Annotated in this window: 16 protein-coding genes; 12 read left to right on the top strand and 4 right to left on the bottom strand. The window is 45.2% G+C overall.

Annotated features, from left to right (window positions below; translation table 11 throughout):
- The first annotated feature begins 742 nt into the window (after positions 1 to 742).
- From ABL924_RS06285 to ABL924_RS06245, 9 genes are all read left to right on the top strand, one after another.
- Entirely contained in the window at positions 743 to 1,420 is a 678-nt protein-coding gene (locus ABL924_RS06285; RefSeq protein WP_349026220.1) for a hypothetical protein, read from the top strand.
- Positions 1,421 to 1,807: 387 nt separating this feature from the next.
- A complete protein-coding gene (locus tag ABL924_RS06280) occupies positions 1,808 to 1,984 on the top strand; it encodes a CsbD family protein (RefSeq protein WP_349026219.1) in 177 nt (58 codons plus the stop codon).
- A 97-nt stretch (positions 1,985 to 2,081) separates the two neighbouring features.
- Positions 2,082 to 2,360 (top strand): CsbD family protein, encoded by a 279-nt coding sequence (locus tag ABL924_RS06275; protein WP_349026218.1) that lies wholly within the window; start codon positions 2,082 to 2,084, stop codon positions 2,358 to 2,360.
- Positions 2,361 to 2,450: 90 nt separating this feature from the next.
- Complete coding sequence (gene smbP, locus ABL924_RS06270) at positions 2,451 to 2,768, top strand: small metal-binding protein SmbP (RefSeq protein ID WP_349026217.1); 318 nt, start codon at positions 2,451 to 2,453, stop codon at positions 2,766 to 2,768.
- A 331-nt stretch (positions 2,769 to 3,099) separates the two neighbouring features.
- Complete coding sequence (locus tag ABL924_RS06265; protein ID WP_349026216.1) at positions 3,100 to 3,339, top strand: DUF2171 domain-containing protein; 240 nt, start codon at positions 3,100 to 3,102, stop codon at positions 3,337 to 3,339.
- 97 nt (positions 3,340 to 3,436) lie between these two features.
- Positions 3,437 to 4,069 (top strand): DUF502 domain-containing protein, encoded by a 633-nt coding sequence (locus ABL924_RS06260; protein WP_349026215.1) that lies wholly within the window; start codon positions 3,437 to 3,439, stop codon positions 4,067 to 4,069.
- A gap of 165 nt (positions 4,070 to 4,234) precedes the next feature.
- Entirely contained in the window at positions 4,235 to 4,780 is a 546-nt protein-coding gene (locus ABL924_RS06255) for a hypothetical protein (RefSeq protein ID WP_349026214.1), read from the top strand.
- A gap of 232 nt (positions 4,781 to 5,012) precedes the next feature.
- Positions 5,013 to 5,396: a DUF302 domain-containing protein gene (locus ABL924_RS06250; protein WP_349026213.1), complete on the top strand. Its 384-nt coding sequence runs from the start codon at positions 5,013 to 5,015 to the stop codon at positions 5,394 to 5,396.
- Between the two features lie 122 nt (positions 5,397 to 5,518).
- Complete coding sequence (locus ABL924_RS06245) at positions 5,519 to 5,755, top strand: DUF2789 domain-containing protein (protein ID WP_349026212.1); 237 nt, start codon at positions 5,519 to 5,521, stop codon at positions 5,753 to 5,755.
- Here ABL924_RS06245 and ABL924_RS06240 read toward each other — a convergent pair whose 3' ends face one another.
- Together ABL924_RS06240 and ABL924_RS06235 are read right to left on the bottom strand one after the other, a co-directional pair.
- Positions 5,756 to 6,802: an AI-2E family transporter gene (locus ABL924_RS06240; protein ID WP_349026211.1), complete on the bottom strand. Its 1,047-nt coding sequence runs from the start codon at positions 6,800 to 6,802 to the stop codon at positions 5,756 to 5,758.
- 136 nt (positions 6,803 to 6,938) lie between these two features.
- On the bottom strand, positions 6,939 to 7,085 hold the full coding sequence (locus ABL924_RS06235) for a hypothetical protein (protein ID WP_349026210.1): 147 nt from the start codon (positions 7,083 to 7,085) through the stop codon (positions 6,939 to 6,941).
- Between the two features lie 556 nt (positions 7,086 to 7,641).
- Here ABL924_RS06235 and ABL924_RS06230 point away from each other — a divergent pair.
- Positions 7,642 to 8,418 carry a Crp/Fnr family transcriptional regulator gene (locus ABL924_RS06230; protein ID WP_349026209.1) on the top strand — a complete coding sequence of 259 codons (777 nt, stop codon included), beginning with the start codon at positions 7,642 to 7,644 and terminating at the stop codon, positions 8,416 to 8,418.
- 52 nt (positions 8,419 to 8,470) lie between these two features.
- Here the strand turns inward: ABL924_RS06230 and ABL924_RS06225 are convergent, their stop codons facing one another.
- On the bottom strand, positions 8,471 to 8,650 hold the full coding sequence (locus ABL924_RS06225) for a hypothetical protein (RefSeq protein ID WP_349026208.1): 180 nt from the start codon (positions 8,648 to 8,650) through the stop codon (positions 8,471 to 8,473).
- A gap of 298 nt (positions 8,651 to 8,948) precedes the next feature.
- On the opposite strand from ABL924_RS06225, the gene ABL924_RS06220 reads away from it, so the two are divergent.
- Both ABL924_RS06220 and ABL924_RS06215 read left to right on the top strand, forming a co-directional pair.
- Entirely contained in the window at positions 8,949 to 12,740 is a 3,792-nt protein-coding gene (locus ABL924_RS06220; protein ID WP_349026207.1) for a PAS domain S-box protein, read from the top strand.
- Positions 12,737 to 13,585: a response regulator gene (locus tag ABL924_RS06215; RefSeq protein ID WP_349026206.1), complete on the top strand. Its 849-nt coding sequence runs from the start codon at positions 12,737 to 12,739 to the stop codon at positions 13,583 to 13,585. The genes ABL924_RS06220 and ABL924_RS06215 overlap by 4 nt, the downstream gene beginning before the upstream one ends.
- Before the next feature lie 261 nt (positions 13,586 to 13,846).
- Here the strand turns inward: ABL924_RS06215 and ABL924_RS06210 are convergent, their stop codons facing one another.
- Positions 13,847 to 14,284 carry a DUF2721 domain-containing protein gene (locus tag ABL924_RS06210; RefSeq protein ID WP_349026205.1) on the bottom strand — a complete coding sequence of 146 codons (438 nt, stop codon included), beginning with the start codon at positions 14,282 to 14,284 and terminating at the stop codon, positions 13,847 to 13,849.
- Between the last annotated feature and the right edge of the window lie 58 nt (positions 14,285 to 14,342).

The following is a 14,342-nucleotide window of genomic DNA, read 5'->3' as shown; positions in this document are numbered from 1 at the left end:
TTTTGGTCGTTTGCACGGGGATGACCTTGCCGTCTGCGCGGTCGCTGGATTCTTTAGTTTACTGTTATTGGAAGCGATCAAGTCATTGTGGTTTCGTGTTGGAGGTACGAAATTGCCGCAACGGAGTTTATTTTGACCATGTTATTGACAAGAAACTCAAATAATCTTAATGGAATCTCTAAGAACCCAAAAATGATCCTTCTCTCTGTGGGAGAGAAGGCTGGGATTATTGCATTACAATCAATAATTTATAACAGCCATCTAGCCCCCTCTCTTGCTGGAGAGGGTTGGGGTGAGGAGAATAAAATCAACTGTTTATATCTCCCTCATCCCGACCTTCTCCCTCAAGGGAGAAGGAGCAGATACTTGTGTAGATACTTATGCCCAGATGGAGAGCTAGAAGTTACCTTATGTGTGAAAACGCACAGACTGCGGCTGCTTTTTCGACTAGACTGCACACAGAGTTTTAAGTCAAGCCCGACTGTACATTGAGACTTGGCTCATCAGTTAGGTGAATTATCCTTTTTTGGGTGCTTTCATGTATTTTGATTCATGAGAGTTATTCCGATTTCTGGGTACGACAATTCGTCACGTCCACACAACTGATAAAAGCTAGTAGGCTACACCTTAATTTTGTAGATGTTCATCGCCATGTGATTTAGCAACCCCTCTAATGCGGATTTTTAGTTCGATCCGCATTTCTTTTTAACGAGGTCATTATAAAACACAACTACTCAGCCCTATGAAAAACAGTCACTCCGCCAATAGCTGCCAACAAAACCCGTGTATTGAAATTGACAAACGAATCGCCTATCACCAGGCAGGACGTGCCGCAGCCATTTATCTTGGCAACAAACAAAAACAATTACCTGCGGTGTATTTTCATATCATTTTTAAACAGAGGGAGAGATCTGAACAGCAAGCAGATCGATTCCCGCGCTCGTACGGTAACTACACCGCAACAGTTGAAGGTGGTCATTTAATTCAGAGTTTGCCCATCTCATTCGCCGAGGCTACAAGAGGCTTTACCCGACCCCAAGAAGAAGAATACCGATGTGCCTTTGAAGCAGATATTATGAATTTGCTGACGGGATCACTGGCCGAGGCAAAATTTATGGCATCGCGCTACGATAAGGTTTTCAATGCCAATTTAGCTAATCTTAGTGTGCTACGCTTCTATGGCGGCAGTTCTGATGTTAATGTTATCAATGAATATTTGGAGTGCCTTGTACCCCACAAGGCAGGGCGTAATCAGAAACTGATAGAGCTATTTTTAGAGGCTTTCAGCTTTATCAACGAAAGCTCAATCTGGCATGCTATCTCTGCCTTAGCAGCATTTATCCATGATGAACCAAAAGATATGATTAATTGCGAAGATGTTATTTCATTTCTTGATTCTCATTTTGTCGAAACCACCTAGTATTATTCGATGCTGTGATTCGGGTATTGTGTATTTTTTATGCTGGTTCACAATACATTGTACAAATACAACCAATCACCCGGATGGTATGAGCATTGTAGAGGAAGCCCTTGTGCTGCTGCCTAGGCAACTCAAGGGATTGCCCCTACAATAGCGTGAAAAATCAAACCTACTGATTATTTATGATGATCAGTCTCAAACCTGCTTATATTCCATAAACATTAGCCACTATGGAATTGGCAACCACGAATTTATCCCTATCTGTTCGATACCGCACCGACCAAGGTTGATTTTGAGCGTATCTTCTCACCCAAGCGTTGGGAAACATCAATCCGCGCTTTGGTTGTGACTATCTGGTCATGGCTAACACCTTATCAGGAGATACTCATGAACAAAGATCAAGTAAAAGGCAAAATCGAAGAAGTCAAAGGTAAGATCAAAGAAGCCGCTGGTGTAATATTGGATGACAAAGGGTTGGAAGTAGAAGGGAATGTCCAGAAGAACGTCGGTAAGATACAAAAAGGGGTTGGTAATATCGAAGAAGATATTAAGAAAGGCAACTAGTACCACTATCTGAAGTGTGCAGCCGAGTCGAGACAAATTTATCAGGCTGCACGGTGACAACAAGATAGTTACAAAAACAATTACACGGGAAATAAACATGAAATTTACTAACATGAAACGCGCTGGTTTATCAGCGGCAATTGTTCTGTCCTTATGCTCCTTGTCCGCTTATGCCGAAGAAAAGCAGGATGAACCTTATATGAATAAAGACCAAGTCGATGGCACGGTCGATGAAACCAAAGGTAAGGTCAAGGAAGCCACTGGCAAAATACTGAACGACAAGGGACTGGAAACAGAAGGGACTGTACAAAAGAATGTCGGCAAGATACAAAAAGGCGTTGGCAATATCAAGGAAGATATCAAAAAAGACAAATAAAACCCACACTGCCGAAGTTTTTTGGCAAGTCAAAATAGGCAGCCAACTACCCGGTAGCGATGAGATATCTTATATTTTACAGGAAAAAATATGAAACTTACTAACATGAAACTCACCGGCTTATTATCCGCCGTCATTTTAGCTTTCGCCGCGTTTGGTGCTTATGCCGGTGAAAGCCACATGGCGGAAGCGCTCAAACATGCAGAAGCCGCGGTCAAAGCCGACGATGGGAAAGGTATCGCCAAACATGCAGAAGTAGCGAAAACCCATGCCAAAACTGCCGATGAACATTTGGATGCTGGTGTCACCAGCCTGACTGATGCTATCGATCACGGCAAGATGGGTCATACCGACTTGGCGAAGAAAGCCGCCGAAGAAGCAGTAACCCATCTGAAAGCTGCACAATAAAATTGTCGGCTTAGGAATTGCAAAGAACGGCGGGTGAATAAACCCGCCTTTTTTATGCCCATTTATGCAGCAACATCAAGCCTTATCATATCTGTGGCGAACAACCCTGCCCTATGTGCGTAGCCGCACAGACCCGCCTTATTGAGACGTGTATATTCCAAGGTGAGACAAGGAATTTAGTGGGATAAACGGTGAAGGTTCTCGTCAAGAATAAATCGAGAAGTTGGCTCAAGACTTAAATAACCATCGGTATTCCTAAGCCTTGCCTGTTGCCCATTACTAAGAAGTATCACTCAACCTGCTCATCACACTGAGCCAAGCGGAGAAAACCATGATTAATAGCGACCAGATTAAACCTGAAATGCCCGTCGTATGTTCCGAAGACGGTCAATTTGCTGTTGTAGACCACATGGTAGATAAAAATACCATCAAGCTGAACAAAGATAAAACAGGGCTGCACCATTACATTCCGTTAAGCTGGGTAACCTCAACCGAAGGCGGTAAGGTTAAAGTTGACCGTCCGGGCGATGAAGCCATGGAAGATTGGTCGACAACCCCGCCAATAGCATAGATAGACGCATCATTCCACTGATTATAAAAACACGGCGACAGTAGCATTTGCTACTGTCGGGAATTTGGACTCACTTTTTAGGAAGGTAATCTAGAGTATGAATCAATTATCGGGATTAAAAATGAAACGGGTCAGTAGAACTTTTTTTAAGGGGTTGATCGCCATTGTCCCTCTTGTCCTAACGCTTTATTTGCTTATCTGGCTTGCAGCCACTGCTGAGTTCGCGCTGGGGAATATCTTCAAATTTTTCTTTCCTCATAGTTGGTACATAAAGGGATTTGGGTTTGTGTTATGTCTTCCTCTCGTATATTTTTTCGGAAGATTTCTGGATTCCCGAACTTTCCGTGGACTGTTCAATATGCTTGAAGAGCTATTGTTTCAGATTCCAGTTGTCAAAAGCATTTATAGCGCAATCCGCGATTTTACTTCCCTATTCTCCGGCAAACAGACAGGGAAATTTAAACAAGTCGTGTTGGTCAATGTGCCTCAGGGTAAGGGCCAGCAAATAGGCTTTATTACTGTTTCGGATATTGAAGAGAATCCCAATAGCTTCCTTACCAATGACCAAATTGCCGTATTTTTGCCATTTAGTTATCAGATGGGTGGCAACACAGTCATTATGTCGCGCAAAAATGTCTTGGAAATAGATTTGTCTGTTGAAGATGCCCTGCGTTTTATCGCAACAGCCGGAGTTGTCGGCAATGTTAACGGTGAAAAAGATAAAATCTAAAGGGTGTGAAATTCACTGAGATGGAAAAAACACATTAAAAAAACATCATAAACCTGCACATTCAATGTGCGTTACCGAACAGTGCGGAATAGGAAATTTTGCTATCGTTAACCTCAAAGCTAAGGTGGTTTTCTCATCTATAACTGAATATTGAGGGGAAGGGTTATGTCAATCAAACAAAGTAAATATGTCTTAAAAGTGTTGATTATTTCAGCATTCGCATCGGTTTTAGTCGTTTCAATGCCGCAAACAGCAAACGCTAATATCTTTCCTTCAGCAAGTTCTATGGAATTGATCAAATCTAGCTGTAGCTCTGGGCCAGAACAATACCGGGAACTTAATCAATTAAAGAAAGAAATAACTTCCGCTGAAACTGTTGACCAAGCTCGTAAATTAGCGCTTGCACCTACTGATGATGCTATTAACGCATTAATAAATGCCAATAACTTAATGCCATTCAGTGATGATCTCCGTTCGGCAGAAACCCGTCTTAGTGATGCTCGTTCACGCATTTTAGTGGCATCCTCGCAAGCGCAAGTTGCCGATGAATTTTCCGGCATGATGTTAGCAGGGCTTGATGATGACAGTGCTGCAAGAGTAAGTGGCGGTGGTGGTAGCTGCAATTACTCAACCGGTGAAGTTATCGCCATCGTGGTCGGTTTAATTCTGGGCATCATCCCTGGACTGATCTTGCTTATAGTGCTTTGTTAATACACTAAGCAATCATTGAATCACTCTTAAAAAATATAAAAACTTACTTGATTATCATAGGTTTTCTGCCGGCACCGTCATTCCGGCTCCTCCTTCGGAATGACGGATTTTTTGGCGCTGAGTAAAGAATCTTGCTAAGAAGGATACCTAAAAGGTGCGAAACTCAATAAAATAAAACATATCCAACAGACAATTATTATATAAATTCAGCTACAAAAGACGAGGTTATTTTATGTACTATATCGTTGAGACCGATAAATCATTCGGCCAAGCATCGGCAGACCTTGAATCTGCCGTTAAACATAATGGTTTCGGGGTGTTACATGTCCATGATTTGGGTGTCACGCTTCGCAGCAAAGGCATTGATTTTGGGAATGAGTGCAAAATTTTTGAAGTCTGCAATCCGGGTCAGGCTGCAAAAGTGCTGTCCACCGATATGCGCCTGAACATGGCATTGCCGTGTCGTATCTCGGTATTTACGGAGCAAGGTAAAACCAAGATTGGACTTATCAAGCCGATGCAAATGCTTTCGGCACTTTCTCAGGATGCAGCGTTAATCGACGTTGCCAGAGAGGTTGAGAAGCTTACCATTCAGATGGTTGACGAGGCGAGATGAGTAATTAGCCTATAAATTAAATTGGGCAAGAGTTTTGAAAGTTATTCAATATCAATAAAGATTCAATGGCTTATTAATTGGGCCATCACAACAGAAAATTGTAATCATTTCTGAAAGCTCAAATGGATACCTCAATACACACGCTGCAAATGTTATTTCGTCAATTAGGTTTAGCAGACAACGCGGAACAGATTGTCGCTTTTATCGAATTGCACAGACCGCTACCCATTGATATTGTCTTATCTAAGGCATGTTTCTGGAACGAAGCACAGGCTACGTTCCTGACTGAAGCCATTGAAGACGATTCGGATTGGTGCGAGTTAGTGGATAAGCTGGATTGTTTGTTGAGGGGAAAATAATCAGGTTTTATTGGCTTGGCTATCTTTCCCTAATATTTCCCAACAAGTGACAAACAAAGCCGCAATGATGGGGCCTAACACAAAACCTGTTAATGAAAACCAGGCTAAGCCACCTAGAGTAGACACCATGACCAGATAATCCGACATTTTACTGTCTTTGCCTATCAGACGTGGTCGTAGAAAATTATCTATCAGGCCAATGGCTAAAATACCCACCGATAAAATGACAATCGCTTTCACGGTTTGACCTTGTAAAAACAACACGACGGCAGCGGGAGCCCAGACTAAAGCACTCCCTATAGGCAATAGAGACAAAATTATCATCAACATACCCCACAAAAAAGCGGCGGGAATGCCGACAAACCAAAATAATAATCCCCCAATACAACCCTGGATTACAGCGACTATCAAACCGCCTTTAACAGTCGCCCTGGCTACGCTGGTGAAACGTTCAAATAATTCTATCTCGATTCTGTCACCTATCGGGATAAGGGATATGAATTTTCTCATCAATTGATGGCCGTCCCGCAATAGAAAAAACAGGATATAGAATGCCAAGGCCACTTGAACGATAAGGTTCAATAGGTTCTGGGTCATTGCAGGGACTTGTTGCGCTGTGTATTTTATGGCTTGTGCAAAGGCATTGCCGACTGAAGTGCTGATTTGCTCAACGCTTATTCCGCCTATATGCGAGAGGCGATTGAATTTTGGCAACAGCGCAAGGGTATCTTGAAAATAACGTTGTGGATTTATTTCGCCGCTTTGAATCTTATTGTAATAATCTGTACTTTCCGCCGTTACCATCAAGGTTATGGTAGACAAAGGGATAACAAAAACAAGAATAATCAGCAACATAGTTAGGAACAATGACAATTTTTCCGAGTTTTTATAATATTGCCTCAACCGCTGATAAGTAGGATCAAAAACGACCGCTAGAATGATTGCCCAAAAACAAGCCAATAAAAAATCTTTAATTAACAAGAAAAACGACACGGTTACCAACAAAACCAATGCCATAAAAAGAATATAAGGGGTATTTTTCTGCATGGAATACAAATTGAGCTAAATAATACGTTTCAGCATCCTATCATAGTTATCAGCGGTACTCCGCCACCCTTGTGTCAAAGCCTATCGCCTTCAGAATCATGAAGGCGAGCCAGTATCGCAAACACGACTCCTTAGATTAATCCCTAAAGAAAAATAGCCATAGGATTATAACAATGCCTCCGGGTACACCGAGCATCCATAAAAGCAATGGCGGCAGTATCCTGCCTTCCATTTTCCGGCCAAAAATCATAGCCTTACTGTTTAGTTGTCTTAAATTCTTCATAGCATTCTCCAAGGTTGATGTTTATGTTGTTGATAACAATTTGACTTGGGTTTTGACCAGATGGTCATGACCTGAACATCGAATAGCAATATCCGACACTCACTCCAGATGGTACGCACAAAACAGGGGGCAGTCTGTACGGTGACATACATAACGCAAGGGGTTCTTAGTTCCACTTTGTCAGATTACACAATCCCTGTTTTCCAAGATCGCCATACCAGCAATCCGGTATGACGACTTAGCTGAACCGTCTCTAATCTTTAATAGTGCAATTCTGACTACATCCTTGTAATCTATAGCATTGTTTTTAATACTTAAATGAATTGCCGACGATAAGGTTCAACTGAGCAGTTTTGGAGATGTTACACTTTTTGCGAAGTATTTATATTTACCTAATAACGCCTACTCAATTTTTGTTCGGGTAAACTATATTAACTTCTGGACTTCCCATAGTGTGTTATAAAGAAGCTCAGAACCCAGCTTTTACAGCCTTAACCTTCGTTGCCCTGCTTTTTTTATTTTCACCTAACTCGGGTGCGTTCTCCAGAGACAAAAAATGGTAGCGAGTATTTCCGCACGGCATAACCCCAACCAAAACCAGCTTCTCGCTGCTCTTCCTGCGGAACTATTTGCGCGTATCGCGCCCCATCTGGAACTGGTTTCGATGCCGCTTGGTCAAGTTCTCTACGAATCCGACATTCAATTGCACCACGCCTATTTCCCGACGACCGCCATCGTGTCCCTGCATTACGTCATGGAAAGTGGCGCATCGGCAGAAATTGCGGGGGTGGGCAATGAAGGCATGGTCGGAATTTCATTGATCCTGGGCGGCAACACTACTCCTGGCATGGCGACAGTGCAGACTGCCGGCTGCGGTTATCGGCTGAAACAACGCTTGCTGATGGAGGAGTTCAACCGCGCAGGGCCGATGATGCGCTTGCTGTTGCGTTACACCCAGGCATTAATGACCCAGATGTCACAGACTGCAGTGTGCAATCGGCACCATTCAATAGAGCAGCAACTATGCCGCTGGCTATTGTTAGCCGTTGATCGTTTGCCCGAACATGAATTGACCATGACCCAGGAATTGATTGCCATCATGCTGGGTGTACGCCGCGAAGGCATCACAGAAACTGCGGGTAATTTGCAACGTGCGGGGCTGATTAGTTACCGCCGTGGTCACATCACTGTCCTTGACCAGTCGGGATTGGAGTCCCGTGCTTGTGAATGCTATAACGTAGTCAAGAAAGAATTCCAGCGTTTGCTTTGTGCTGAAGGAGCCGCTAATAGCTTTCCAGTTAATTCAAGGATTGGGGTTCCTCGGGGAGAGTAAGGTTGATGGCTGGGTTGTTAGCATAGTTTTTCCTGATTAAAAGATCCAATAGCTAAGCCAAAATATCGTCATCTCGGCAGGGATTGCCGAGATCCAGAAGCCACGGATGGCAAGCGATGAATACATCCCTGTGGTCTGGATTCCGGCAAGCGGCACAAGTTCCTACTTGCTTGCCGCACTTCCGCCATCCTTGGCGGTCGTCCATGCCGGAATGACGTTGTTGCTGAAGCATCTTTATAATTAGGTAGTTTTTTGAATCCTTATAAGCAGCAAATGCTGGAGTGCAAACCTAGGTTTGTACTCCAGGTGAAAGAGGTCTCAGCGCTTAACTGTGGACAGTGACACCGTAGCGCAGGAACGATGAATTCCACGCTTATGTTCGATAACGCACAGAAATCGACAAGTTTGATGGCTACGCTACCGTGGGCGGTATCAAAAACTCATTTTGCATCAAGGTAAATCATGGCTGAAAAAACTCCGCATCTACCCTTAACAACTACCGCACCGACACGGCGCAGGATCAATCTACCTTGAAAAACAGCCTTAAAAAATTTGCTGCTCCCACTGCTGGCTTGGGCATACTTTTAGTAGTAGTAGTAGTAGTAGCATCGTTTAGGGCTTTTAAACTAAGCGAGACATCAGCTGAAATCCACATGCACACCCTTGTGGTAATAAAACAAGCGAACGAATTGCTATCTGAATTGACAGATGCCGAGACTGGGGAACGCGGCTATGCGTTGACGGGCAACGAAGCCTTTTTGGAACCCTATTTGAAGGTGCGTAACAACATCAGCAACCATTTGCTAGCGTTAAGTAAACTTACCTTGAACAGCGCAGCCCAGAAGCATCTGGACGCATTAGTTCCCTTGATTGATGCCAAATTGTCAGAAATAGCGACTGTTGTTGAGTTGCGCCGCAACCATGACATATCTGCCATACAAGCCACCATAGCCAATAACGAGGGCAAGCGGCTGATGGATTTGATGCGCCTTGAAATGAGCGGCTTTCTTAAAATAGAGGAAGGGCTGTTGGCGCGGCACGATGCAATATTACAATCGAACATGAAACAATTGTTCTACATCATCGTTGCCACCAGCCTGTTTATGGGGCTGTTTGTGTTTGCGTTTACCTATTTTATTTATCGGGAAACCCAGCAACGGCTCAAGAATTTGGTGCATCTTGAAACCCAGCATTTTCTTGAAAAACAGGAGGAAATTAATAAACAACTAGAGCTAACTAACCTAAGTTTAAAGATTAGTGAGGAAAAACTCGGCATTACACTTAACTCCATCGGCGATGCCGTGATCGCCACCGACACCCAAGCGCGGGTGACGCTTATCAATCCCGTGGCTGAACAGCTTACCGGTTGGGCACAAGCTGAAGCCATCGGTCGCCCAGTGGATGAGATTTTTCATATCATCAATAAAGAAACGCACCATCTCGCCCTGATCCCGGTCATGAATGCCTTGACTCATGGCACCATTCAAGGCTTGGCCAACCATACTGTACTGATTGCACGCAATGGCAGCGAGCGTGATATCGCCGACAGTTGTGCACCGATTCGCGGCCTTGACAATAAAATAGTCGGGTCTGTGCTGGTGTTCCGCGATGTCACTGAAGAATATGCTTTGCAGCAAGCGTTGCATGATAGTAACGCGCTAGTCCACGCCATTGTCAATACTGTGGTAGACAGCATCATAACCTTACGTTTCAATGACTACACCATCCAGACAATTAACTCGACCACAGAGAAAATGTTTGGCTATTCCCCCGCAGAGCTCATCGGGCAAAATTTCAACCTGTTAATGCCTGGGCTTGACCAAGACATTGGCAAGCAATGTCTTACGGTTGCCAATAAAAACGACAATAGCCAAAATGTTGGTTTCGGACGCGAGGTTGTAGGTCGGCGCAAGAATGGCAGCATGTTCCCGATGGAAATAGCCATAGGTGAAATGTGGCTGAATGGCGGACATTATTTAACGGGCATTTTGCGTGATATTACCGTCACTAAGCGCTTAGCGGAGGAAAGTCTTCGGTTTTTTGCTATTTCGCAAGAAATGTTATCCGTGGTTGGCTTTGACGGTTACTTCAAAAGCTTAAACTTGGCCTGGGAAAAAACCCTCGGCTACACACTTGCAGAGCTTCTCGTCAAACCCTTTATCGAAGTTGTCCACCCAGATGACCGGCAAACCACCCAAGCCGAAGTTGACAGGCTTAAAAACGGAGGCGATGATGCCAATTTTCAAAATCGCTACTTATGTAAAGACGGTTCTTACCGATGGTTTTCATGGAGTGTGACAACGTCCATTCAAGACCAACTATTCTATTGCTCTGCCCGTGACATCACCGAACGTAAGCTCTACGAAGCAGAACAGAAAAGGCTCCATGGTCGCGCGCAACTTGCCCTGGATGCGGGGCAACTGGGCGACTGGAGCTGGGATGCTGCGACCGATCAAGTGTCCTTAGGGCATCTTGCTGCACACATATTTGGCTTCCCAGAGGGTATCTCGGTCACGCGGGCGCAATTGCGCGAACGCTTGACCACGGAGGATGCCGAACATGCACGCGAGGCTTGGGATAAGGCGCTCATCGAACATACGGACTACCGCAACGAATACCGAGTAAGGCGTCTTGACGGACTCTGCTGGGTCGCCATCACGGGCCGGGGCAACTATGCGGAAGACGGCAAGGCACTCGGCATGAACGGCGTGATGCAGGACATCAACGAACGCAAACTCGCAGAGTTGGCAAAGCTACGGCTTGCCGCCATCGTAGAGTCATCTGACGACGCTATCGTCAGCAAAGATTTACAGGGCATCATCACCAGTTGGAACGCCGGGGCAGAAAAGCTGTTCGGCTATTCGGCTGCCGAGATCATAGGACAGCCCATTTCGCGCCTAATACCCACGCAGCGCCAGGTCGAGAAGAATACTATTCTTACTGAGATTAAGCGTGGCGCGGACATAAAACATTTTGAGACGGTGCGCCTGCGCAAAGACGGCAGTTGTATCGATGTATCAGTGACCATATCCCCGATCAAAGACTTGTCGGGAACAGTCATCGGCGCTTCTAAGGTGGCGCGTGACATTACCGGGCGTAAAGTTGCCGAATCGAAACTGCTTGAAGCGATGGCCGCTGCGGAAAAAGCCAATCGCGCCAAATCGGAATTCCTGTCCAGCATGAGCCACGAACTGCGTACCCCGCTTAACGCTATCCTAGGTTTCGCCCAATTGTTGGAGGTAAGTAATCCGCCGCCAACAGCTTCTCAGCTGATTAAGATAGAGCAGATCGTAAAAGCGGGCTGGTACCTACTGGAACTGATTAACGAAATCCTTGATCTTGCTTTGATTGAGTCAGGTAAGCTATCGTTGTCACAAGAAACAGTGTCAATAATCGATGTGTTAAGCGAATGCAGGGCCATGATAGAACCACTGGCGCAGCAGCGTGGCATTAAACTGACTTTTGTGCCCTTTGACCAAACTTGGGTTATCCATGCCGACCGAACCCGCCTAAAGCAGGCTCTGCTTAATCTGCTTTCCAATGCACTTAAATACAACTGTGAGAATGGCACGATTGAGGTAGTTTGTTCCACTAATATCACGGGACAACTACGTATCACCATCAAAGACAGCGGTGCGGGATTGCATCCGGAAAAGCTGGGGCAACTCTTTCAGCCGTTCAATCGCCTTGGGCAAGAAACCGGCAGCGAAGAAGGCACAGGCATTGGCTTGATGGTCACCCAGCAATTGGTCGAGCTGATGGGGGGCAAAGTCGGCGTGGATAGTACAGTTGGAGTTGGCAGTGAATTCTGGATCGAACTAAGCCAAAACGTGACACCAGAACTTGAACTTGTCGCTGGGAATACCATGCCCAAGAGGCTTGTGCCGCAGCCACATAAAAATACAGCGCTACATACCTTGCTCTACGTGGAAGATAACCCAGCCAACCTCCTGCTAGTCGAGCAAATAATTAAGGAACGCCCAGATTTTACTATGCTAAGTGCCCACGATGCCAAGCCGGGCATTGCGCTTGCCCGTAGCCATCAACCGGATATAATCCTAATGGATGTCAACCTGCCCGGCATTAGCGGAAGCCAAGCGCTTAAAATACTTCATGAAGATCCGGCAACGGCACACATTCCCGTCATTGCCATCAGTGCGAATGCCATGCCCAGCGATATCGAAAAGGGGCTGAAATCAGGATTCTTCCGTTATCTGACAAAACCCATTAAAGTGGGTGAATTGATGAACGCCCTGGACGATGCGCTGAAATCATCTAATATTAGATCAATGAACACTAATGAAACCGGACAAATACGATGATTAGCAAACAAGAAATCCTTAACGCCAGCATCCTGATCGTTGACGACCAACAATCCAACGTACTTCTGCTTGAGGAAATGTTGCAAAATGCCAGTTACACCTGCATCACATCAACAAATGATCCTTATGCGGTCCGCGAGCTATACCGTAAAAACCGCTACGACCTGATCTTGCTCGATTTGCAAATGCCTGGGATGGATGGTTTCCAGGTAATGAAAGACCTTGAAGAAATCGAAACAGAGGGCTACCTTCCGGTACTTGTGATTACTGCACAACCGAGCCACAAGCTGCAAGCACTTGCTTCGGGTGCGAAAGACTTCGTAGCCAAACCTTTTGATCTGGTGGAAGTGCAAACACGCATCCATAATATGCTGGAAGTCAGGTTGCTGTACAAAAAACTTGTGGATCACAACCAAATACTGGAGCAAACGGTGCTGGAACGGACTGCCGAGCTACGTGAGAGTGAAACACGTTTTCGCCGCTTTACGGAGCTGTCGTCCGATTGGTATTGGGAGCAGGACAAGGACGGGAACTTTACCAATGTTTTCGGTCCGGTGGCTGAAATGCTGGGTATTTTGCTCATTGAAACGGAGGATAATACAAGTGATGGTCAAGGTGAAGTCTGGAATAAGAACGAGCGGGAAATACTTGAGGCTAACCTGGCCGCTCGACGACCCTTCCTGGATTTCGTTTACGGACGAACTACGCCCAACGGCTCGAAGCAATATTTAATGGTGAGTGGGGAGCCTACTTTCGACGCTGGCCGCTTTACCGGCTATCGTGGGATAGGTAAGGATGTGACCGAATCGATACGATCCAATGGGGAATCGTCGGCGAATAGGTAGGCCGCTTTATCGTTCCCGCGCTCAAGCGACACAGCCATTAAGTTAAGAAAAATCTCCCTCTCCTGTTGGAGAGGGGTGGGGTGACGACTGCATGGATGCAGGAGGTAGGGCAACGCATGGAGCGGTTGCCGAGGAAAATCAAAAATAAGGATAAATGCATTTAAATTCCCCCTCATCCTAACCTTCTCCCTCAAGGGAGAAGGGACTCAATCGTTTAACTTAATGACTGTGTCGCTTGAGCGTGGGAACGATAAAAAAATATTACGTCGAGCTACCTCGGACATGCACGGTTGCCAGATAAATCTCGCCAATAAAATTGAGCAGTGCAGCAATCAAGCACAGCATGGCGGCAACAAATAACAAGGCTATTACCACCGCCATGTTAAGCGTAATAAATGAACCTAAAAACAATACCGCAACCACAGAGCATATCAACAACAAACAGGTCGTGCATAGACCAATCGCCAAATGAATAAGGCGAGCGCGTTGTTTCAAGGATTTCAGTTCAACATGAATAGCTTTATGGGTTTCATCAATCGGCAATGATTTGCCTTCTAAAAACCTTGATCTATCAATAATGCGACCTAAACGGTTCGTCAACACCGACAAAATACTGGCAACTCCAGTCAGCAAAAACACGGGTGCCACAGCAAGTTGAATGGCATGGGCAATCGTGGTAACAGGCAGTTCTGTGATCATATAAATATATTTCAATCTCGTCGTATTGAAGCCGTAATTATTGAGTTACGCTAATAAG

The organism is Methyloglobulus sp. (assembly GCF_040079455.1).
Classification (GTDB): domain Bacteria; phylum Pseudomonadota; class Gammaproteobacteria; order Methylococcales; family Methylomonadaceae; genus Methyloglobulus.
Note: the sequence above shows the minus strand (reverse complement) of the source record. Positions and strands in the feature narration are given on the sequence as shown.